The organism is Mesorhizobium sp. M1252 (genome assembly GCF_040318265.1).
In the GTDB taxonomy this organism is placed as follows: domain Bacteria; phylum Pseudomonadota; class Alphaproteobacteria; order Rhizobiales; family Rhizobiaceae; genus Mesorhizobium.
In genome coordinates this window covers 105,622-125,078 of the sequence record NZ_JAMYLX010000003.1, presented here as the reverse complement: position 1 = coordinate 125,078, position 19,457 = coordinate 105,622, and the positions used below count along the sequence as shown (strand labels likewise).

Here is a 19,457-nt window from a genome sequence, read left to right as displayed (position 1 = left end):
CGTCCAAACCAGAACAATCGATGCCGAACATACGCTTTCGCAGGAGGCGGCCTTCCCTTGTTATATTCATCCAGATATATCGGTCGGCAGGAGTCGAGCCAGCAGATTTCAAGCCCAGGGAGAGTTTTCATGTTGGGGCACAAAGGTTTTGGTATGAGGGCAATCGCGATTGGCGGCTTTGCCGTAGCTCTGATGGCCGTGATGCCGGCGGCTCACGCGGGAGACAAGGTGATCGTGTTTGCCGCAGCCAGCCTCAAGGACGGGCTCGACGCCGTCACCAAGGCCTGCGAAGCCGATGTCGGTGAAGCGGCGACCGTCTCCTACGCCGCGAGCTCGGCGCTGGCCAAGCAGATCGAAAGCGGGGCGCCCGCCGATGTGTTCATTTCGGCCGATCTCGACTGGATGAAGTACCTCTCCGACAAGAGACTGACCAAGCCGGAAACCGAGGTGAAACTGCTCGGCAACCAGATCGTGCTGGTGGCGCCACAGGATTCCAAGGTTGAGACCAGGATCGAGAAAGGCTTCGACCTGGCCAAGCTGGTTGGCGACGGCAGGCTTGCCATGGGCGACGTCAAGGCGGTGCCGGCCGGCAAATACGGCAAGGCGGCACTTGAATCGCTCGGCGTCTGGTCGTCGGTCGAAGGCAAGGTGGCGCAGGCCGAGAATGTGCGCGCCGCGCTCAAGCTGGTTTCAACGGGCGAGGCCGCGCTCGGCATCGTCTATGCCACCGACGCGCATGCCGACAAGGGAGTCAAGGTGGTCGGCACCTTCCCGGAGGATTCGCACCCGCCGATCATCTATCCGGTTGCCGAGACCACCGATTCGAAGGACAAGGATACGCCGGCCTTCCTGAAGTGCCTGCAGTCCGCCAAGGCGGCGGAACTGTTTAGGGATCAGGGTTTCACCGTGCTCACGCCGAGCAATTAAGGTAGCGGCTGAGTATGAACTGGCTGCTGGACCTCACTCCCGACGAATGGAATGCGGTCCGGCTGTCGATCAAGGTGGCGACGGTGGCGATGCTGTTCAGCCTGCCGCCGGGCATCTTGATGGCGCTTTTGCTGGCCCGCGGAAAATTCTGGGGCAAGACGCTGCTCAACGGTGTGGTTCACCTGCCGTTGATCCTGCCGCCGGTGGTGACAGGTTATCTCTTGCTGCTTACCTTCGGCCGGCGCGGGCCGGCGGGAGCGTTCCTGGCCGAGCATTTCGGCATCGTCTTCTCGTTTCGCTGGACCGGCGCCGCACTGGCCTGCGGTATCATGGGCTTTCCCCTGATGGTGCGGGCGATCCGGCTGTCGATCGAGGCGGTCGACCGCAAAATGGAGGCAGCGGCGGGAACGCTCGGCGCCAACCCGGTTTGGGTCTTCGCCACCATCACGCTGCCGCTGATCCTGCCCGGGCTGATCGCCGGCTCGATCCTGTCCTTCGCCAAGGCGATGGGCGAGTTCGGCGCCACCATCACCTTCGTCTCCAACATTCCCAACGAGACGCAGACGCTGCCTTCGGCGATCTACACCTTCACGCAGGTGCCTGGCGGCGATGACGGGGCGCTCAGGCTGACGCTGATCTCCATCGTCATCTCGATGGCCGCATTGGTAGCCTCGGAAGTGCTGGCGCGGCGCGTCGGCCGGCGGATGGACATCGAATGAGTGTGCTGGTGGACATCAGCCATCGGCTCGGCGATTTCGCCATCGACGCGCATTTCGAAAGCGCCGGGCGGCTGACGGCGCTGTTCGGGCCCTCGGGCTCCGGCAAGACGACGCTGATCAACGTGATCGCCGGCCTGATCCGGCCGACCAAGGGCCGTATCGCGGTCGACGGCCGTGTGCTGGTCGACACCGATGCCGGCATTTTCGTGCCGAAGCACAAGCGCCGGATCGGCATGGTGTTCCAGGACGCGCGGCTGTTTCCGCATATGAGCGTGGCCGGCAATCTGCGCTACGGCCGCTGGTTCACGCCGCCGGCGGAGCGCTATGCGGATATCGACGCGGTCGTCGAACTGCTCGGCATCGGTCCACTGCTCGACCGGCGACCGGCAAAGCTGTCGGGCGGCGAGAAGCAGCGCGTGGCGATCGGCCGGGCGCTGCTTGCCAGCCCGAAACTGCTGTTGATGGACGAGCCGCTGGCCTCGCTCGACGATGCGCGCAAAGCCGAGATCCTGCCCTATATCGAGCGGCTGCGCGACGAGACCAAGCTGCCCATCGTCTATGTCAGCCATTCCGTCGCCGAGGTGGCGCGGCTGGCCAGCGACGTGGTGGTGATGGCGCAAGGCAAGGTCGCTGCCTCAGGCCCGACCGGCGCGATCATGCAACGGCTCGAATTGCTGCCGGCCGAGGAACGCGGCGAGGGCGGCGCGGTTCTCGACACCAAGGTGCTGCGCCATGATGAGATCTTCGGGATGACCGTGCTCGGCTCGGCGGCGGGCGAAATCCGGGTGCCGCAATTGGCGGTCTCGGTCGGCGCGCCTGTGCGCATCCGAATCCGCGCCCGCGACGTGATGATCGCCACCGAACAGCCGAAAGGTCTCAGTGCGCTCAACATCCTGCCGGGCGCCATCGTCGCAATCGGCTCGGGCGAGGGGCCGACGGTCGAAATCGGCATCGACTGCAATGGCGAAACCGTGCTTGCGCGCATTACCGAACAATCCAGGCAGGTACTGAACCTTCAACTCGGCGGCAAGGTCTTCGCGGTGATCAAGACGGTCAGTTTCGACCGTGCCAACACCGGCGCCGGGCTGCCGGCCGAAGCGGATGGCTGATAACCGCTATATCGTTTTGGAATAGCGCTATGGGTCGAGAGGGGCTAGTGTGACTGTGGAGGACAAGAGATGCCGTCGCTGAGCCTGCGGATAAATCTCGATCCGGACGGGCGCATAGGTCCGGGCAAGATCGAATTGCTGGAGCAGATCGCCACTTTCGGCTCGATCTCGGCTGCGGCACGCGGCATGGAGATGTCCTACAAGCACGCCTGGGATCTGGTGGAAGATATGAACCGTGTGTTCGGCAAGCCACTGGTCGCGGCGCAGACCGGCGGCAAAAAGGGTGGCGGCGCACAGCTGACCTCAGTTGGCCTTGCAGTTGTCAGCCGTTTTCGCGCTATCGAGCGCGCTGCGGCGGCAGCGGCGGCCACGCATATGGACGCCTTGCAGGCGGAGATCGATGCTGGGTGAGGGTTGAAGCTTGCGATCCGTCACACCCCCCTCTGTCCTGCCGGACATCTCCCCCGCAAGGGGGGAGATCAGCTAGCCCGTAGACGGGCGCTAATCTGTTAGGCGATTGGCGAAATCCTCCGTGACGGCCAATCTCCCCACTAGAGGGGGAGATGTCCGGCAGGACAGAGGGGGGCGCGAAGGAACTCGACCTTTGAGCGCGCTATTCCTCGGGCTCTCCTGCTTTACGCAGCAGATAGGTGTCCATGATCCAGCCCTTTCTTTTCCGGGCTTCTTCTCTCGTCCTCTCAATCTCCTCGCCGACATCACCCAGGCGACCGGAAACGATGATCTCGTCCGGTGTGCCGAGATAGGCGCCCCAATGGATGATCAGATCCTTGTCTGCCAGCGTGTTGAAGGCGCATTTGCCGTCGAGCATGACCACGGCGCTGCCGGCATTGTGCGGCATGCCTTGTTCGGCGAGGCGGCGGCCGGTGGTGATCAGCACGGGGTCGCCGATGCGGTTCAGCGCCATCTTGTGGCCGGCGGCTAGCGCCTGGACGGCGGTGATGCCGGGAATGACCTCCAGTTCGAATGCGACATTGCCCCTCAGTCGTACGCGCGCGAGGATGCGCAGCGCGCTGTCATAGAGCGAGGGGTCGCCCCAGATCAGGAAGGCGCCGCAGCCGTCCTCGGCAAGTTCGTCGCGGACCAGGCTCTCATAAATCTGGGCGATGGCCTCGTGCCAGTCATCGACGGTTGAGCGATAGGAAGGCGCCGGCTCGGCGCGCACCGGCACGTCGAACTCGACGCGGCGCGATTTCGGATTGCTGACGAAACGGTCGCAGATATGGCGGCGCAATTCGGCAAGGTCGTTCTTCTTCGCCCCCTTGTCGGGGATAAACAGGACGTCCGCCCGGTTTAGGCCTGATATGGCCTGCACGGTCATATGGTCGGGATTGCCGGCGCCGATGCCGATGACGAGAAGCTTGCGCATGACGCGAACTCCTGCCCGATCGAAACCTGTTAGTCCAGACCGCCGATTGGCGTGTCCAGACACTGTGGCGTCCTGCTGGGAGACGGAAGGCTTTGAAACGCCACATTGAAACGGCTAGGGTCGCGGCATTCTTGGCGAGGGGCTTCGATGTTGCAATATGTTCTGTCCGTAGCGCTGGCGCTTTTAGCCGTGCCCGCGCTGGCCAATGATACGACCGCCGAACTCGGCACAGGTGGCCTGATCCTGTCGCGTAGCGACGCGGTGTCGATGCAAAGCGAGGATCTCTATATCTCGCCGGAAAAGATCACGGTCGACTACGTCTTCCACAACAACACCGACAAGGATGTAAATGCCATCGTCGCTTTTCCGCTGCCGGACATCGAAGGCAATCCGGAGGAAATGCCGGCCATCCCGGAAAACCAGAGCGACAATTTCCTTGGCTTCGAGGTGACGATCGACGGAGCGCCGGCAAAGCCGCAGCTCGAGCAGAAAGTGTTCGCTGTCGGCATCGATATCGGCGCCGATCTGAAGGCGCAGAACGTGCCGTTCAATCCGTTCGGCGATGCGGCCAAGGCGGCCCTGGCGAAGCTGCCGAAAACGGTCGCCGAGGATTGGGAAAACCGCGGCATCATCATCGAGGATACGGGCAGCGACGGTACCGAGGCGAACAAGGTCTATACGCCGTGGTGGCAGTTGCGCTCGACCTATTGGTGGCGCGCGATATTTCCGGCCAACAAGGATGTCCACGTCTCGCACCGCTACAAACCGAGCGTCGGCGGCACGTCATCGGTGAGTTTCTTCTATAACGGCAAGTTCACCGAGGGCAGCCAGTACACGACCTACAAGACCCGCTACTGCATGGACGACAGCTTCGAGAATGCGGTGCGGCAGGCCGCCAAGGCCGACGGTTATCCGCATTTCTACGAGAACCGCATAGCCTATATCCTGACCACCGGCGGCAACTGGGCCAATGGCAGCATCGGCAAGTTCAAGCTAACCGTCGACAAGGGCAATCCGAAAGCGCTGATCTCGTTTTGCGGCGACAATGTCAAGAAGGTCGGGCCGACGACCTTCGAGACGGCGGCGCAGGATCTCTATCCCGAGCACAACATCGACATATTGCTTTTGGAGCCGTCGGATGACGGCGCCGGGGGAGCCAACTGATGGACGTCGCGATCTATGTCGCCATTGCGCAGAACGGCGTCATCGGGCGCGACGGCGGCTTACCGTGGCTAAGCGATTGCAAGAGGCACCAAAATTTGCGACGAGCCGGCTGTTAAGTTGCTAGATGCGATCTAGTTGTTTTGCATTGCACAGCCTTGGGGATTTGATTGTCGGGCAAGCCTAGAACGAGAATGCCTTCCGCCACTTCTCTTGTGGCTCGGAGCTATCCGGACAAAATTATCGGGGTAGAGAACACCCTCCCGTGGCACCTAGGGACAGACCTAAAGCATTTCAAAAGCCGCACTCAAGGTCATGCCGTCATAATGGGACGAAAAACCTTCGAGTCCATTGGTCGGCCTTTGCCAAATAGGCGAAATATCATTCTATCTCGGCATCTAATCGAAGATACTGAAAACGTTAAATGGGCACCAAACCCAGAAACTGCACTGCTTATTGCCGATCAGTATTCTATAATAAATCTAAAGAAAGAGTTCTTTGTGATAGGCGGAGAAGAGATATACAATATTTTTCATAAATATATAAACATAGTTTTTTTGACTGACGTATTTAGCGGACCGATAAACGGCGATGCTAAATTCGAAAGGGAATTTGACGGTAGGGAGTGGTGGTTTCGATTTGAAAAGGAATTTCCGAAATCAGAATCGGACGACTACGCCTTTAGAATTTCTTGCATCGTTCGGCGGAAACCTTTCCACAGGTTCGCCTCGAAGAACGAATTTTCAGCTGACGACAGAGCCGTATGGGATGCGTGGGCGAGATATGAGGCGATGATGGACCGTTCAAATCCCGAGACTGTTTTGGAGCCGTCTCAGTTGGATCTTCTGTCAGAGCTTTAGCTGTTACCTGTCGGAGGGGAATGGCGCCAGAATGCCGAGGCGTGGCATGAACCCGGGTCGGCGGGGTCGTCTACAATCCGCCTGACATCGCTCATGCCATGCGCGCGGATGCCAACCCGCTTTTCGCCATTTGGTGCCTTCCCCTCGACGATACGCCGCGTTCATAGGGCGACTTATTGGAATTTGCTGCTTGCAACGGTCCAAATCGGACGGCGCAGTGTCGGATCGCGTTGAAAGCGCATCGCGGCATCCCTATAGAAGAACAACTGGATTTTGCGCCGCAACGCCGGCGCCGAGGGAATTCCAAGCGAAAGGACATTCATGCCCTGGAACGACAAGAGCGGCGGTGGCGGCGGCCCATGGGGTGGCGGCGGCGGCAACAATCAGGGACCCTGGGGGCAGGGACCGAAGGGGCCTAGCGGCCCGCCGGGGTCACCTCCCGATCTCGAAGACATCATCCGCCGCGGCCAGGACCGGCTGCGGCGCGCGCTGCCCGGTGGCGGCGGCGCCAGCCCGGCCGTGTTTGCGCTGATCGCAGCGGCCCTGATCGTGCTGTGGGCGTTCAAGGCGGTCTACACCGTGCAGCCGGACGAGGTTGCGGTCGAGCTGCGCTTCGGCAAGCCGAAGGCGGAGCTGTCGCAGCCGGGTCTGCATTTCCATTGGTGGCCCGTCGAAACCGTCGAGACGGCCAACATCGCCGAACAACTCGTCGATATCGGTGGTGGCGGCGCGACGAGCGGCAACTCGTCGGGGCTGATGCTTACCGGCGACCAGAACATCGTCAACGTCCAGTTTTCGGTGGCCTATCAGGTCTCCGATCCCCGGGCCTATCTGTTCGACGTCTCCGACCCAGAAGGCATGCTGCAGCAGGTCGCAGAGAGCGCCATGCGCGAAGCGGTCGGCCGGCGACCGGCCCAGGACATCTTCCGCGACGACCGTCAGGGCATTGCGGCGTCGGTGCGTGAAATCATCCAGACGACGCTGGACGGCTACAAGGCCGGCCTGAACGTCAACGCGGTTTCGATCGAGGACGCGGCCCCGCCGCGTGAAGTTGCCGATGCCTTCGACGAAGTGCAGCGCGCCGAGCAGGACGAAGACAAGTTCGTCGAGCAGGCCAACCAGTATTCCAACCAGAAGCTCGGCCAGGCGCGTGGCGCCGCGGCGCAGATCCGCGAGGACGCGGCAGCCTACAAGAACCGTGTCGTCCAGGAAGCCGAAGGTGAGGCGCAGCGCTTCATCTCGGTCTATGACGAATACGCCAAGGCGCCCGACGTGACGCGCCGGCGGCTTTATCTGGAAACGATGGAGAAGGTGCTGAAGGATTCCAACAAGGTCATCGTCGAACAGGGCAATGGGCAAGGGGTCGTTCCCTATCTGCCGCTGCCGGCACTGCAGCCGAAGGCGCCGCCGCCTGCGACCACGGGAGGAGCCCAGTGATGGCCAATCGTCTTCCCATCATCGCGGTCATCGCGGCCGTGCTTCTGTTCCTGCTCTACTCCTCGGTCTTCGTGGTCAACGCGCGCCAGCAGGCGCTCGTGCTGCGGTTCGGCGAGATCGTCGACGTGAAGAATGAACCCGGCATCTATTTCAAGGCGCCTTTCGCCTTCTTCGACGCCGACAGTGTGCAATTGATCGAAAACAGGGTGCTGCGCTTCGATCTCGATAACATTCGCGTCCAGGTTTCGGGCGGCAAGTTCTATGAGGTCGACGCTTTCATCGCGTACCGCATCTCGGATCCGCGCGTGTTCCGCTCAGCCGTGTCCGGTCAGATCACACTGGCCGAAGCACGACTGAGGACGCGTCTCGATGCGGCGCTGCGCCGTGTCTACGGTCTGCGCGACTTCGAGGCGGCGCTTTCGGAAGAGCGGGCCGTGATGATGCGCGAAGTGCGCGATCAGCTTCGGCCCGACGCCACCTCGCTCGGCCTGCAGATCGAGGATGTGCGCATCCGCCGAACCGATCTGACGGCCGAGGTTTCGCAGCAGACCTTCGACCGCATGAAGGCCGAACGTTTGGCCGAGGCCGAACGGCTGAGAGCGCGCGGCAAAGAGGCCGCGCAGCGCATCACCGCCCGCGCCGACCGCGAAGTGGTGGAAATCGTCGCCGAAGCGCGCAAGGAATCGGAAATCCTGCGTGGTGAAGGTGAAGCCCAGCGCAGCGCGACCTTTGCCGACGCCTACAAACGCGATCCGGCGTTCTTCGACTTCTACCGGTCGATGAATGCCTATGGCACGGCGCTGGACAACTCCGGGACGACGATGGTGCTTTCGCCGAACTCGGAGTTCTTCCGCTTCTTCCGCAATCCGGACGGTACGGACGCGAAGCCGGCGACACCTGCGGCTCCGGCGACGGCACCTGCCGCGCCGGCGACGGCACCTGCCGCGCCGGCGACGGCACCTGCCGCGCCGGCGACGGCACCTGCCGCGCCGGCTGCACAACCTGCACCCGCCCAGTAGGGCGGTGCAGGATTTCCTTGCGGCCATAGGCCTGGTCCTCGTTGTCGAGGGCCTGGTCTATGGCGGCTTTCCCGGCCTTGCCAAACGTCTTGCCGGCGAAGTGCTGTCGACGCCGGAAATTGCGCTGCGCATCGTCGGGCTGGTGGCGATCGCCATCGGCGTCGGCATCGTCTGGTTGGTGCGTGGCTGAGGACCGCTGATCTGCAATTCCAGGAAAGTGTGAGCGGTTTCCGTCCGGAATTGCGTAAAAGCAAAGAGATTGAACGGTTCGCCGTTTCCGCGAGACGGCCAACCGTTCTAGAAGGTGTAACGGAGGATTTCTCCTCCTGATGTGGCCATAGCCGCAAACGTGCCGTATTTCTTGCCAACATGACGCGACGCGGCGTTTTGCCGAAGCGCTTTTTCTTTTCAGCAATCCGGGAGGCTTTCGATGACATCCAACACCCTTCTGCGCGCGGCGCGGCGGACGTTCATCGCAGGTGCTGCGGCACTTATGGTCGGCGCGCTTGCCGTTCCGGCTTTCGTGACGCCGACGGTGGCCGCGGACGGACCGGCTTCGGTTGCCGACCTCGCCGAAGGCCTGCTCGGTGCGGTGGTCAACATCTCGACCTCGCAGACCGTGAAGGGCACGGAAGGTCCGGGCGCGGTGCCGATGCCGCAGCTGCCGGAGGGTTCGCCGTTCCAGGATTTCTTCGACGACTTCTTCAAGAACCGTGGCGGCGACAAGGATGGCGGCGCGCAAAAGGTGCAGTCGCTGGGCTCCGGCTTCGTAGTCGACGCCGAGCAAGGCATTGTCGTCACCAACAACCACGTCATCGCCGATGCAGACGATATCGAGGTGAATTTCTCCGACGGCGTGACGCTGAAGGCGACGCTGGTCGGCACCGACACCAAGACCGACGTGGCGGTGCTCAAGGTCGACCCGAAGGGCCACAAGCTGACGGCGGTGAAATTCGGCGATTCCAACAAGATGCGCGTCGGCGACTGGGTGATGGCGATCGGCAATCCGTTCGGCCTTGGCGGCACGGTGACGGTCGGCATCGTCTCGGCCCGCAACCGCGACATCAATTCCGGCCCCTACGACGACTTCATCCAGACCGACGCCGCCATCAACCGCGGCAATTCCGGCGGGCCGCTGTTCAACAGCCTGGGCGAGGTCATCGGTATCAACACGGCGATCATCTCGCCGTCGGGCGGCTCGATCGGCATCGGTTTCTCCATCCCCTCGCAGCTTGCCTCGGGCGTCGTCGACCAGCTGCGCCAGTTCGGCGAGACCCGTCGCGGCTGGCTCGGCGTGCGCATCCAGCCGGTGACCGACGACATCGCCGAGAGCCTCGGCATGGCGACCGCCAAGGGCGCGCTGGTGGCCGGCGTGATCAAGGGCGGACCGGTCGACAACGGCACAATTCTCGCCGGCGACGTCATCATCAAATTCGACGGCAAGGACATCCATGAAATGCGCGACCTGCCGCGCGTCGTGGCGGAAAGCCCGGTCGGCAAGGCGGTCGACGTGATCATCGTGCGCAAGGGCGTCGAGCAGACGGTGAAGGTGACGCTCGGCCGGCTTGAGGACGGCGAGAAGGTTGCCGCCGGTGAGGACGGCACTACCGATGAGGACAAGGGCGGCGACAAGGCGCCCGCGGTTTCGACGGCCTCGGTGCTCGGCATGACCGTCGGCGAACTCAATGACGACACACGGAAAAAATTCGGCATCGCGGCCGACGTTTCCGGCGTCGTCATCACCGACGTCACCAAGGATTCGGCCGCCGCCGAGCGCGGCATCCAGGCCGGCGAGGTGATCACCGAAATCGCCCAGGAATCGGTCGCGACCCCGAAGGACGTCATGGACCGGATCGGCGCGCTGAAGGAGCAGGGCCGCAAGAATGCACTTCTGATGCTGGCGTCGAAGACCGGCGAGTTGCGCTTCGTGACGATCCGGATGGATTGAGTCCGGAAAGCCCCATAACAGATTGTTTTCAGGGAAAGGGCGGCTAGCGAGCCGCCCTTTTTCGTGCCTGCCAGTCCGTGCGCGACAGTTTGTAGAGGACATGCCGCTTGAGGTGCGGGTGGCTGTCAGGGATGGATGGGTGGTCGAAATCGCGAGCCGGGTCAGGGCTCATGCCAAGACGCTCCATGACGGCCGTCGAGCGGCGGTTGGCCGCGACGGCGAAGGAGACGATCTCGTCCCGGTCAAGCGTCTCGAAGCCATAAGCAAGCCATGCCTCGGCTGCCTCGGTGACGTAGCCCTTGCCCCAGAACTCGGGCGTCAACCGCCAGCCGATCTCGATCGTATCGGAGGGCAGGGACGGCACGTGATCGGTCTTTAAGAGGCCGACGAAGCCGATGCATTCCCCAGTCGCGGCGATCTCGGCGGCGGCAAAACCAAAGCCGTCCTCGGCGATCCAGCCCCGAAACTCGTCCATCTTGGCATCCGTCTCGGCGCGGTCGCGGCGGAACGGAAAAAATTCCATCACCCGCTCGTCGGAGTTGATGCGATGGAATAGTTCGCGGTCGCGCTCTTCCCAATTGCGCAGGATGAGGCGCTCGGTGCGCATCGGTTTCATTGGGCGAACTCTTCGTGGCGGTAGCCCTGGAGATAAAGCAGCGCGGTGAGATCGCCATGGTCGATGCGGACCTTGGCTTCGGCAGCAACGGCCGGCTTGGCGTGGAGCGCGACACCGGTGCCGGCCAGGCGGATCATGTCGAGGTCGTTGGCGCCGTCGCCGACCGCAATCGCATCGAATGGCGTCAGGCCGAGGCGGGCCGAGATATCGTTCAGCGCATCGGCCTTGGCGGCGCGGCCGAGGATCGGCTCGGCGACAAGGCCGGCAAAGCGCCCGTTCTCCTCGATCAGGCGGTTGGCACGGTTTTCCTCGAAGCCGAGCATGGCGGCGACACGGCTGGTGAAGACGTCGAAGCCGCCGGAGACAAGCGCCGTCCAGGCGCCATTGGCGCGCATCGTCCGCACCAGAGCGCGGCCGCCCGACGCCAGCGTCAGGCGGTTCGCGATGATGCGGTCGACGACGGCGGCATCGAGGCCTTTCAGCAGCGCCACGCGTTCACGCAGCGCCGGCTCGAAAGCGATCTCGCCGTTCATCGAGCGTGCCGTGATGGCGGCAACGCGGTCCTTGACGCCGATCTCGTCGGCGAGTTCGTCGATGCATTCCTGGTCGATCATGGTTGAATCCATATCGGCAAGCAGGATTGTCTTGCGGCGGCTTTCGGCCTGCTGAACGATCACGTCGACCGGCTCTGAACCAAGTGCTGTGCGCAAGGCCGCACTTGCCTCAGCGGCTTCTGCCCCCTCGGGCAACACCAGATCGCAGGCGACGCCTTCGCCCAGCCAGCGAACAGCGCTTGCGCCGACCGACCGTGAGGCCATATTCGCAAGCGAGGCCGACATCGCGCGGCGGACGGGGTGAGACACAAGCGTGGCAATGAGCGGCATCGAGACTTCCAAGCAGCTAGGCGAGGGCGGGCAGGCGGGCGAGGGCCGCGTGAAGAACGCGATCCTGATAGCCGGGCCGACCGCCAGCGGCAAGTCGGCGCTGGCGCTCGATCTCGCCGAACGCAAGGGCGGTGTCATCGTCAACACCGATTCCATGCAAGGCTACTCGGTGCTCGACGTGCTGACGGCGCGGCCGAATGCCGCCGATCTCGCCCGCGCGCCGCACTTTCTCTATGGCCACGTGCATCCCTCGACCGCCTATTCCACCGGCGCCTGGCTGCGCGACGTGATGAAGCTGATCGATGACGGCACGCTTGCACGGCGACCCGATGGCGCCGGCTTCGAACGTCCGGTGATTTTCGTCGGGGGCACCGGGCTCTATTTTCGCGCACTTGCCGAGGGCATTTCGGAAATGCCCGACATTCCGCAGCAGGTACGCGACCGCTGGCGCTACGAGTTAAAGGAGCAAGGCGCAGCCAAGCTGCACCGCATCCTGATGCATGAAGATTCGGCGGTCGCCATGCAGCTGAAGCCGACCGACGGCCAGCGCATCGTGCGGGCGCTGGAGGTGCTCGACGCATCCGGCCGCTCCATCCTAGAATGGCAGGCAGCGCGCGGCCGGCCGCTGATCGACCGCGACAGCGCTCGGTTCTTCGTTATCGAGCCGGACCGCGCCCCCCTTGTCGAGCGGATCGAAACAAGGTTCGACCGCATGCTCGATCTCGGCGCGCTCGATGAGGTCAAACGGCTTGCGGCGCTTGGCCTCGATCCCGACCTGCCGGCGATGAAGGCGATCGGCGTTCGCGAACTTTCGGCTGCCATGGCGGGTGACATCAGCTTTCCTCAGGCCATCGAGCGCTGCAAGGCAGCGACGCGGCAATATGCCAAACGGCAAACGACGTGGTTTCGCCATCAGCTGGGACCGGAATGGCTGAGATTGCAGCCCGGCGGCCGCTTGCAAACCGCGATTTGATTTTCGTGCTGCCAATACAATTAAAGAAACAGAAGTAGGAATGAACATTCCCGCTCCGGTTGTCTGGATTAACCGTCCGTAAGGCGCCGGCATGCCATAGATCCGGCGGGTACTTTGCAACGGGAAGCAGATGCGTTTCCACAAGGCGGAATCCGCATTTTTCGTCTTTATTTTCGTGATCCTGGCCGCAGGCCTGGTGACGCTTTATGCCTATGGTCAATTGCAGTTCATCGCGGTCGGTCACGATACGACTTCCCGGGTCGAGAGGATCGCCTATCTCAACACGCTGCTGTTTGTCACCGGGGTGCTGCTGGCGACAGCGCTGTTCTTCGGCGTGTTCTTCATCTACCCGCTGATCCGTAGGCAGGCCACGGAAGAGGGCAAGCTGCGCGCCATGACGGTTTCGCTCAGCGCCCGCTCGGAAACGCTGCAGCATGCGGCATTGACCGACGGCCTTACCGGCATGCAGAACCGGCGCTACTTCGATGATGCGCTGAAGGAATATCTCGAGGAATTCCGCCGCATCGAAAAGCCCGTCGGGCTGATGATCCTCGACCTCGATCATTTCAAGCAGGTCAACGACACGCATGGCCACGATGTCGGCGACGAGGTGCTTAGGGCAGTCGCCAATTGCCTCAAAGGCATGACGCGCTACCACGATGTGGTGGCGCGGCTTGGGGGCGAGGAGTTCGCCGTCGTCACGCCCAACATGGATGCGGAGTTGTTGGGGAAGTTCGCCGAACGCATCCGCAAAGCGATTGCCAACATGTCGGTGCTGTCGGGCAATGTCCGCCTCAAGATCACCACCAGCGTCGGACTAGCCGTCTGGGATCGGAAGGAAACCGCCGAGGAATTCTACCGCCGCGCCGACCGCCAGCTCTACGAGGCGAAGAGGCAAGGCCGCAACCGCGTCTGCGCCTAAAATCCCGAAGAAGAATTCATGAGGCCGGTTGCCTGACGTGGCTTTCTCGACTTCCGGTGCTCACGGACTAAATGTCCGCTCCGCTCCGGCTTCTCGAAAGCCACGCCATTCAATTCGGCCTGATGAATTCCCTTTCGGGATTTGCCCAAGCGGGCCAACGAAGCCGAGCCCTGGCGCTCCGGCGGCTTCTCAATTGGCCGGCAAAAAAGTCGCTACGCTGAAGGTCAATCGTTCTGCGGGCGCATGCCGAAGGTTGTGGGCTTGAGGCCGTAGCGCAGGTCGAAATCGTCGTCGGGCTGGACGCGCTGGGCGGTGGCCGGCTTGCGGTAATCGGGATCGCCGGCCTGGCGGCCGGAGTCCACGACCTCGGCGAAGGCCATCTGCTGCTGCGGTTTCGGGACGTTGCGCAGCCGCTCGACGATGGCGGCGAGATCGACGTCGTTGCCGTCCTGCGAGAACTCGTCCTGCTCTCGCTTGGCGGTGCCGGGGATCAGGTTCTCCGCCAGTTTTTCGAACTTCAGCCGCATGGTCGTCGCCACGCCTTCACCGAAGGCGATGGCTTCGCGCTGGCCCATGGAGGACAGAAAGGCCAGCGTCGAGGCCGAGGAATCGGCGATCGCCGAGCGGATGATCGCCTGGTCCTGCTCATTGGCCAGCCGCATGGCGAAGAAGGTCGAGCATTGCGACAGGATGGTCGGATCGAGTTCACCCGGGCGCTGGGTGACGACGCCGAGATAGCAGCCATATTTGCGGCCTTCCTTGGCGATGCGCGACAGTGCATGCCTTGTCGGGGCGAAGCCAAGGCGTGGATCGGCCGGCATATAGCGGTGTGCTTCCTCGCACAGCAGCAACAGCTTCAGCCGGCCCTCGCTCCACAGCGCAAGGTCGAAGGCGAGCCGAGCCAGCACCGAACAGACGGAGTTGACCACTTCGGACGGCATGCCGGCCATCTCGAAGCAGGTCACCGGGCGGCCATGATGCGGCACACGGAAAATATTGCCGATCGTCTCGTGGATCGTGTCCTCGATCAGCCGCGAATTGAACATGAAGCGATAGCGCGGGTCGGACGCGGCGGACTCGATGCGCGTCTTCAGCGATTTCAGCGTCGGGCGGTCGTTCTTGCTTTCCAAGAGGCCCATGCGCTCGTCGATCTGCTTGATGAGATCGACCATGCGGTAGGGCACCGGAGTGTCGGCGGTCAGCGCATCGCTGCCGCGGCGCACGTAAGAGCCTGAATTGGGATTGCGATAGAGGTTCTTGGCGGCGGGGATCAGGTCGCGCAGGACATCGACTTCTTCCGGCACGACCTCTCGGCCGCGAAACAGCACTTCGGCGAATTCTTCGAGCCTGAACATCCAGAACGGCAGATCAAGCGTCTTGGAATCGACCCGGACGCAGAACTCAGGCAGGGATGCCGCGAATTCATTGTGCGGATCGAGAATGAGGATTCGCAGATCGGGCCGGGCGGCGATCGATTTGCGCAGCAGCAGCGAGATGGCGGTGGATTTGCCGACGCCGGTTGTGCCGACAACGGCAAAATGGCGCGCCAGCGTGTCGTCGATGGCGATGTTGGCGTCGATCGACTCATCCTGCGACAGCGTACCGATGGTGATCGAATGACGCCCGGCGAGATCGTAGACCGCCTGCAGATCACGGGTACGGATGCGGTGCGCTATGGCGCCGATATGAGGATAGGTGGTGATGCCGCGGTCGAACACCGGTTTGGCCCCCGGTTCGGCGCCGTCGCGCACTTCGCCGATCAGCTCGACGCTGACCTCGATGGGGTTTTGTCCCTCATTGCTCCAGGCGCGATCCGACTTGCCGATTTCGTAGACCAGACCAACGGTGCGCGATGTCCCGAGATTGATGGAGATCATCTTGCCGACGGTCCACAGGCCGGTGACCGCGCCTTCGATGTCGTCGGCATAGGCGCTGATGGTGGCGCGCGCACCGTCGCACTGCACGACGTTGCCGAGAATGCGCTTGTCGCTCTGCTCTGCGCGGCGGCGCTCCTGCGAGGTCGGTTCGCCGACGGAGACTTCGCGCTCGACAAACATACGATCCGATCCCCATTCTCGTGGAGCGTCGATCCTACACAGACGGGGTTAAGGTGGCGTGATGCGGGATGGTGTAGCAGGGGTTAACCCGTCAGCGAAAATTCAACCGGCCGGCCTCTTTTCCGAATCCAAATATTCGATATATTGGACGAATGACTGATATAGCGAATGACATGTCGGCCACGATAGGCAGACGAATCCACGCCGAAAGAGCCTTGCGGGACTGGTCGTTGGCCGACCTGGCGAACCGCTCCGGCGTCTCCAAAGCCATGCTCAGCACTATCGAGCGCGGCATGACCAGCCCGACGGCCGCGCTGCTGGTGCGCATCGCCGCTGCTTTCGGCATGACGCTGTCGACGCTGATAGCACGCGCCGAGCAGCAAGGTGGCGGCCTGCTGCGCGAGAGTGAGCAGCCGGTTTGGCGCGACCCCGGTACGGGCTATGTCCGTCGGCATCTGTCGCCGGTTTCCGACACGCCGCTCGAATTGATCCGGGTGCAACTGCCGGCTGGCGCCAGTGTGAGTTTCCCGGCGGCGTCCTATGCCTTCATCAAGCAGCAGATGTGGCTGATCTCCGGGCGACTTGAGTTCACCGAGGGTGATATGGTGCATAGTCTCGAGCCCGGCGACTGCCTGGCGCTCGGCGCGCCGTCGGACTGCACGTTCCATGCCGTCGGACCGCAGCCGGCCGACTATCTGGTTGCGCTGGTCAGGGGCTGAAATCGTGGCAAGACGTCCCAAGCGCTCCGACAATGGCGGACCGCCGCTCGATGATTACAAGGGCCCGCCATGGGGCAAGGGCGATCCCTACATCTTCCTGGCCTGGCAGGCAGCGCATGCCAAGGCGTGGAAGGCGCCAAGCCGTGACGTGATGCTGATGCGCATGGAAAAGGCCGAGCGGCTTGGCCTGACCTATGAGGAATACACGCTCGAAATCCTCGAACGCGGGCTGCATCTGCAGCCGAAAGACACCGATCGCATCGCCGCGATCAAGGCGAGACGAAAGCGGCGCCGCGTCGCGCGTCTGGATTAGCAAGGGAAAGTGCAGGTGAGTCCCATCGAAATCAGGTCGCTGACTGCGGAAACACGCGACAGGCTGGCCGACCTCCTGATCGAGACGGTCGCGGCCGGCGGCTCCGTCAGCTTCATGCATCCCTTATCCAGGCAATCGGCGGAGGCCTTCTGGGGCAACTCGTTGGTGGCAGCAGAGAGAGGTGAAAGAGCGGTGCTGGGTGCATGGAAGGGCGAGGTTCTGGTCGGCACTGTGACCGTGCTGCTCGACTTTCCTGATAATCAGCCGCACCGGGCCGAGATCGCCAAGCTGATGACCCGCGTCGAACACCGCGGCAAAGGCATAGCGAGCCGGCTGATGCGGGCGGCAGAAACGCTCGCTGTCGAGAAAGGCCGCACGCTTCTGGTGCTGGACACCGCAACCGAGGAGGGCGCTTCCGGCCTTTACGAAAAACTCGGCTTCACGCTCACTGGCGAAATACCGGACTTTGCCTTGAAGCCCCATGGCGGGCTGACCGGCACGCTCATCTACTGGAAGCGCATCGGCGGCGCTGCCTAAGCCTTGTGATGAACCTCTTGCAGCGCGTAGACCGGCGTCGCGATGCCTTCCATGCGGGCCTTCAACTGCAACGCCAGGAACTGCGAATAGTGGCGCGACTGATGCAGATTGCCGCCATGGAACCACAGCGCCTCCTGTTGCGTCGGCTTCCACATGTTGCGGAGCTCGCCTTCCCAGGGGCCTGGGTCCTTGGTGGTGTTGGAGCCGAGGCCCCAGCATTTGCCGACCTTGTCTGCGACCTCCCGTGAGATCAAATCGGCCGCCCAGCCATTCATCGAACCGTAGCCGGTGGCGTAGACGATGAGATCGGCCGGCAGTTCCGATCCGTCGGAGAGCAGAACGGAGTGCTCCTTGATCTCCTTCACGTCGACACCGCTTTTCAGCTTGATCGACCCGTCGATGATCAGGTCGGAGGCGCCGACATCGATGTAATAGCCCGAGCCGCGCCGCAGATATTTCATGAACAGGCCGGAGCCGTCATCGCCCCAGTCAAGCATGAAGCCGGCCTTTTCCAGGCCCTTGTAGAATTTGTCGTCCCGCTTCTTCATCTCGGCATAGGCCGGGATCTGGAATTCGTGCAGGATCTTGTAGGGCAGGGAGGCGAAGACGAGGTCGGCCTTGGCGGTGGTCATGCCGCTCGCGACCGCCTTTTCCGAATAGAGCGAGCCCAGGCCGATCTCCATCAGCGTGTCCGACTTGACGATATGCGTGGTCGAGCGCTGCACCATGGTGACGTCGGCGCCGGCCTCCCAAAGGGCTGCTGCAATGTCGTGGGCGGAGTTGTTCGAGCCGATCACGACAGCTTGTCTGCCGACATAGGCATCGGGTCCCGGATGCTTCGAGGAGTGATGCTGGTCGCCCTTGAATGTGTCCATGCCCTTGAAGTTCGGCATGTTGGCCTTGCCGGATTGCCCCGTGGCCAGCACCAGTTGTTTCGGCTTCAGCGTGATGTCCTTGCCGTCGCGGCGCACGACAACGGTCCATTCCTTTTTCTTGTCGTCATAAACGGCGCTCTTGGCCTCGGTCGATGACCAGTAATTCAGCTCCATCACCTTGGCGTACATTTCCAGCCAGTCGCCGATCTTGTCCTTGGGCGCGAAGACCGGCCAGTTCTTGGGGAAGTCGATATAGGGCAGATGGTCGTACCAGACCGGGTCGTGCAGGCACAGCGACTTGTAGCGCTTGCGCCAGCTGTCGCCGGCACGCTCGTTCTTCTCGACGATGATGGTGGGCACGCCGAGTTGCCGCAGCCGGGCGCCGAGCGCGATGCCGCCCTGGCCGCCGCCAATGATGAGCGTATAGGGCTGCGTCTTGAAGCCGAGTTCGGCGGCTTCCTTCTCGCGCTCCTCCTTCCAGGTCGGGCGGTTCTTGCCATGGCCGTGCTTGGCGCCGAGCGGCCGGTCGAAACCGGCCGGCTCCTCATGGCCCTTGAGCTCGACCATAGTGGTGAGCAGCGTCCAGATCTTGCCGTCCTTCAGCCGGATGTGGCCGAAGCCGCGCGCGACAGACGTTTCGAAACTGATCCAGCCGTCGAGCACGCCGTCGCTTTCCGTGGCATCCTCGCCCTTGGCGATCGCCCAGTTCGACGGTTTGGTCCTGGCCAACTGGCTGACCAGCATGTCGCGCACCTGATCGCGGCCTTCCATCGTCTTGATGTTCCAGGTGAAGGTGACGAGATCGCGCCAGTAACAATCCTCCTGGAAGCAGGCGACCGCCTTGTCGATGTCGCCGGCGGTGAGTGCCGCGCCGAAGCGATCGAGCAGGTCGGAAAGCTTCTTGTTGGGGGCCTTGTCGAGCATTGAATTTCCTCCGCGATTTTTCCTGGCCGCCCGTAGCGAACGGAACCCTGCCGAAGCTTGACGTCCGGCC

At 62.6% G+C, this 19,457-nt stretch carries 20 protein-coding genes; 15 read left to right on the top strand and 5 right to left on the bottom strand.

Going from position 1 to position 19,457, the window contains the following annotated elements; genetic code table 11:
• The first annotated feature begins 132 nt into the window (after positions 1-132).
• The 4 genes from modA (at position 133) to NKH22_RS07110 (ending at position 3,166) form a co-directional block, all read left to right on the top strand.
• Positions 133-927: a molybdate ABC transporter substrate-binding protein gene (gene modA / locus NKH22_RS07125; protein WP_155927182.1), complete on the top strand. Its 795-nt coding sequence runs from the start codon at positions 133-135 to the stop codon at positions 925-927.
• A 14-nt stretch (positions 928-941) separates the two neighbouring features.
• The gene (gene modB, locus NKH22_RS07120; RefSeq protein ID WP_023668326.1) at positions 942-1,646 is read left to right on the top strand and encodes a molybdate ABC transporter permease subunit; all 705 of its coding nucleotides are present in this window, start codon (positions 942-944) and stop codon (positions 1,644-1,646) included.
• Positions 1,643-2,755, top strand: coding sequence for a molybdenum ABC transporter ATP-binding protein (modC, locus tag NKH22_RS07115; protein ID WP_023690903.1), 1,113 nt, complete (start codon positions 1,643-1,645; stop codon positions 2,753-2,755). Before modB ends, modC begins: the two co-directional genes overlap by 4 nt.
• A gap of 69 nt (positions 2,756-2,824) precedes the next feature.
• On the top strand, positions 2,825-3,166 hold the full coding sequence (locus NKH22_RS07110; protein ID WP_023667411.1) for a winged helix-turn-helix domain-containing protein: 342 nt from the start codon (positions 2,825-2,827) through the stop codon (positions 3,164-3,166).
• 202 nt (positions 3,167-3,368) lie between these two features.
• Here the strand turns inward: NKH22_RS07110 and cobF are convergent, their stop codons facing one another.
• Positions 3,369-4,142, bottom strand: a complete 774-nt coding sequence (gene cobF / locus NKH22_RS07105; RefSeq protein ID WP_023667410.1) for a precorrin-6A synthase (deacetylating) — start codon at positions 4,140-4,142, stop codon at positions 3,369-3,371.
• Positions 4,143-4,289: 147 nt separating this feature from the next.
• Here cobF and NKH22_RS07100 point away from each other — a divergent pair, with 147 nt between their 5' ends.
• The 6 genes from NKH22_RS07100 (at position 4,290) to NKH22_RS07070 (ending at position 10,567) form a co-directional block, all read left to right on the top strand.
• On the top strand, positions 4,290-5,306 hold the full coding sequence (locus NKH22_RS07100; protein ID WP_023690904.1) for a DUF4424 domain-containing protein: 1,017 nt from the start codon (positions 4,290-4,292) through the stop codon (positions 5,304-5,306).
• 191 nt (positions 5,307-5,497) lie between these two features.
• Entirely contained in the window at positions 5,498-6,163 is a 666-nt protein-coding gene (locus NKH22_RS07090; RefSeq protein WP_352909256.1) for a dihydrofolate reductase, read from the top strand.
• Between the two features lie 321 nt (positions 6,164-6,484).
• The gene (gene hflK, locus NKH22_RS07085; RefSeq protein WP_023696986.1) at positions 6,485-7,600 is read left to right on the top strand and encodes an FtsH protease activity modulator HflK; all 1,116 of its coding nucleotides are present in this window, start codon (positions 6,485-6,487) and stop codon (positions 7,598-7,600) included.
• Positions 7,600-8,619, top strand: a complete 1,020-nt coding sequence (gene hflC / locus NKH22_RS07080) for a protease modulator HflC (protein WP_286438801.1) — start codon at positions 7,600-7,602, stop codon at positions 8,617-8,619. The genes hflK and hflC overlap by 1 nt, the downstream gene beginning before the upstream one ends.
• Positions 8,620-8,623: 4 nt before the next feature.
• A complete protein-coding gene (locus NKH22_RS07075) occupies positions 8,624-8,809 on the top strand; it encodes a DUF2065 domain-containing protein (protein ID WP_023668333.1) in 186 nt (61 codons plus the stop codon).
• A gap of 240 nt (positions 8,810-9,049) precedes the next feature.
• Positions 9,050-10,567, top strand: a complete 1,518-nt coding sequence (locus NKH22_RS07070; protein WP_023682088.1) for a DegQ family serine endoprotease — start codon at positions 9,050-9,052, stop codon at positions 10,565-10,567.
• 43 nt (positions 10,568-10,610) lie between these two features.
• Here the strand turns inward: NKH22_RS07070 and NKH22_RS07065 are convergent, their stop codons facing one another.
• Together NKH22_RS07065 and serB are read right to left on the bottom strand one after the other, a co-directional pair.
• A complete protein-coding gene (locus tag NKH22_RS07065) occupies positions 10,611-11,183 on the bottom strand; it encodes a GNAT family N-acetyltransferase (RefSeq protein ID WP_352909254.1) in 573 nt (190 codons plus the stop codon).
• The gene (gene serB, locus NKH22_RS07060) at positions 11,180-12,067 is read right to left on the bottom strand and encodes a phosphoserine phosphatase SerB (RefSeq protein WP_352909252.1); all 888 of its coding nucleotides are present in this window, start codon (positions 12,065-12,067) and stop codon (positions 11,180-11,182) included. The genes NKH22_RS07065 and serB overlap by 4 nt, the downstream gene beginning before the upstream one ends.
• On the opposite strand from serB, the gene miaA reads away from it, so the two are divergent.
• Positions 12,057-13,040, top strand: coding sequence for a tRNA (adenosine(37)-N6)-dimethylallyltransferase MiaA (miaA, locus tag NKH22_RS07055; RefSeq protein WP_023822137.1), 984 nt, complete (start codon positions 12,057-12,059; stop codon positions 13,038-13,040). The two genes, serB and miaA, sit on opposite strands and share 11 nt — an antisense overlap.
• 130 nt (positions 13,041-13,170) lie before the next feature.
• Entirely contained in the window at positions 13,171-13,962 is a 792-nt protein-coding gene (locus tag NKH22_RS07050; protein WP_023668337.1) for a GGDEF domain-containing protein, read from the top strand.
• A gap of 224 nt (positions 13,963-14,186) precedes the next feature.
• Here the strand turns inward: NKH22_RS07050 and NKH22_RS07045 are convergent, their stop codons facing one another.
• A complete protein-coding gene (locus tag NKH22_RS07045; RefSeq protein ID WP_023822138.1) occupies positions 14,187-16,019 on the bottom strand; it encodes an ATP-binding protein in 1,833 nt (610 codons plus the stop codon).
• Between the two features lie 152 nt (positions 16,020-16,171).
• Here NKH22_RS07045 and NKH22_RS07040 point away from each other — a divergent pair, with 152 nt between their 5' ends.
• The 3 genes from NKH22_RS07040 to NKH22_RS07030 are packed head-to-tail and all read left to right on the top strand — an operon-like array spanning position 16,172 to position 17,588.
• Complete coding sequence (locus NKH22_RS07040; protein WP_023668339.1) at positions 16,172-16,738, top strand: helix-turn-helix domain-containing protein; 567 nt, start codon at positions 16,172-16,174, stop codon at positions 16,736-16,738.
• Positions 16,739-16,742: 4 nt separating this feature from the next.
• Positions 16,743-17,051, top strand: a complete 309-nt coding sequence (locus tag NKH22_RS07035; RefSeq protein ID WP_023682084.1) for a hypothetical protein — start codon at positions 16,743-16,745, stop codon at positions 17,049-17,051.
• A gap of 15 nt (positions 17,052-17,066) precedes the next feature.
• Positions 17,067-17,588 carry a GNAT family N-acetyltransferase gene (locus tag NKH22_RS07030; protein WP_352909251.1) on the top strand — a complete coding sequence of 174 codons (522 nt, stop codon included), beginning with the start codon at positions 17,067-17,069 and terminating at the stop codon, positions 17,586-17,588.
• On the opposite strand, the gene NKH22_RS07025 is transcribed toward NKH22_RS07030, so the two are convergent.
• Positions 17,585-19,387: an NAD(P)/FAD-dependent oxidoreductase gene (locus tag NKH22_RS07025; RefSeq protein ID WP_023731681.1), complete on the bottom strand. Its 1,803-nt coding sequence runs from the start codon at positions 19,385-19,387 to the stop codon at positions 17,585-17,587. The genes NKH22_RS07030 and NKH22_RS07025 overlap by 4 nt on opposite strands.
• Positions 19,388-19,457 lie beyond the last annotated feature (70 nt).

Coding starts and splice junctions, on each gene's coding strand:
- hflK (WP_023696986.1), top strand. CDS start 6,485: ATGCCCTGGAACGACAAGAGCGGCGGTGGCGGCGGCCCATGGGGTGGC.
- NKH22_RS07045 (WP_023822138.1), bottom strand. CDS start 16,019: ATGTTTGTCGAGCGCGAAGTCTCCGTCGGCGAACCGACCTCGCAGGAG.
- NKH22_RS07050 (WP_023668337.1), top strand. CDS start 13,171: ATGCGTTTCCACAAGGCGGAATCCGCATTTTTCGTCTTTATTTTCGTG.
- cobF (WP_023667410.1), bottom strand. CDS start 4,142: ATGCGCAAGCTTCTCGTCATCGGCATCGGCGCCGGCAATCCCGACCAT.
- hflC (WP_286438801.1), top strand. CDS start 7,600: ATGGCCAATCGTCTTCCCATCATCGCGGTCATCGCGGCCGTGCTTCTG.
- modB (WP_023668326.1), top strand. CDS start 942: ATGAACTGGCTGCTGGACCTCACTCCCGACGAATGGAATGCGGTCCGG.
- NKH22_RS07110 (WP_023667411.1), top strand. CDS start 2,825: ATGCCGTCGCTGAGCCTGCGGATAAATCTCGATCCGGACGGGCGCATA.
- NKH22_RS07090 (WP_352909256.1), top strand. CDS start 5,498: ATGCCTTCCGCCACTTCTCTTGTGGCTCGGAGCTATCCGGACAAAATT.
- serB (WP_352909252.1), bottom strand. CDS start 12,067: ATGCCGCTCATTGCCACGCTTGTGTCTCACCCCGTCCGCCGCGCGATG.
- NKH22_RS07025 (WP_023731681.1), bottom strand. CDS start 19,387: ATGCTCGACAAGGCCCCCAACAAGAAGCTTTCCGACCTGCTCGATCGC.
- NKH22_RS07065 (WP_352909254.1), bottom strand. CDS start 11,183: ATGAAACCGATGCGCACCGAGCGCCTCATCCTGCGCAATTGGGAAGAG.
- NKH22_RS07070 (WP_023682088.1), top strand. CDS start 9,050: ATGACATCCAACACCCTTCTGCGCGCGGCGCGGCGGACGTTCATCGCA.
- NKH22_RS07040 (WP_023668339.1), top strand. CDS start 16,172: ATGACTGATATAGCGAATGACATGTCGGCCACGATAGGCAGACGAATC.
- miaA (WP_023822137.1), top strand. CDS start 12,057: ATGAGCGGCATCGAGACTTCCAAGCAGCTAGGCGAGGGCGGGCAGGCG.
- modC (WP_023690903.1), top strand. CDS start 1,643: ATGAGTGTGCTGGTGGACATCAGCCATCGGCTCGGCGATTTCGCCATC.
- NKH22_RS07100 (WP_023690904.1), top strand. CDS start 4,290: ATGTTGCAATATGTTCTGTCCGTAGCGCTGGCGCTTTTAGCCGTGCCC.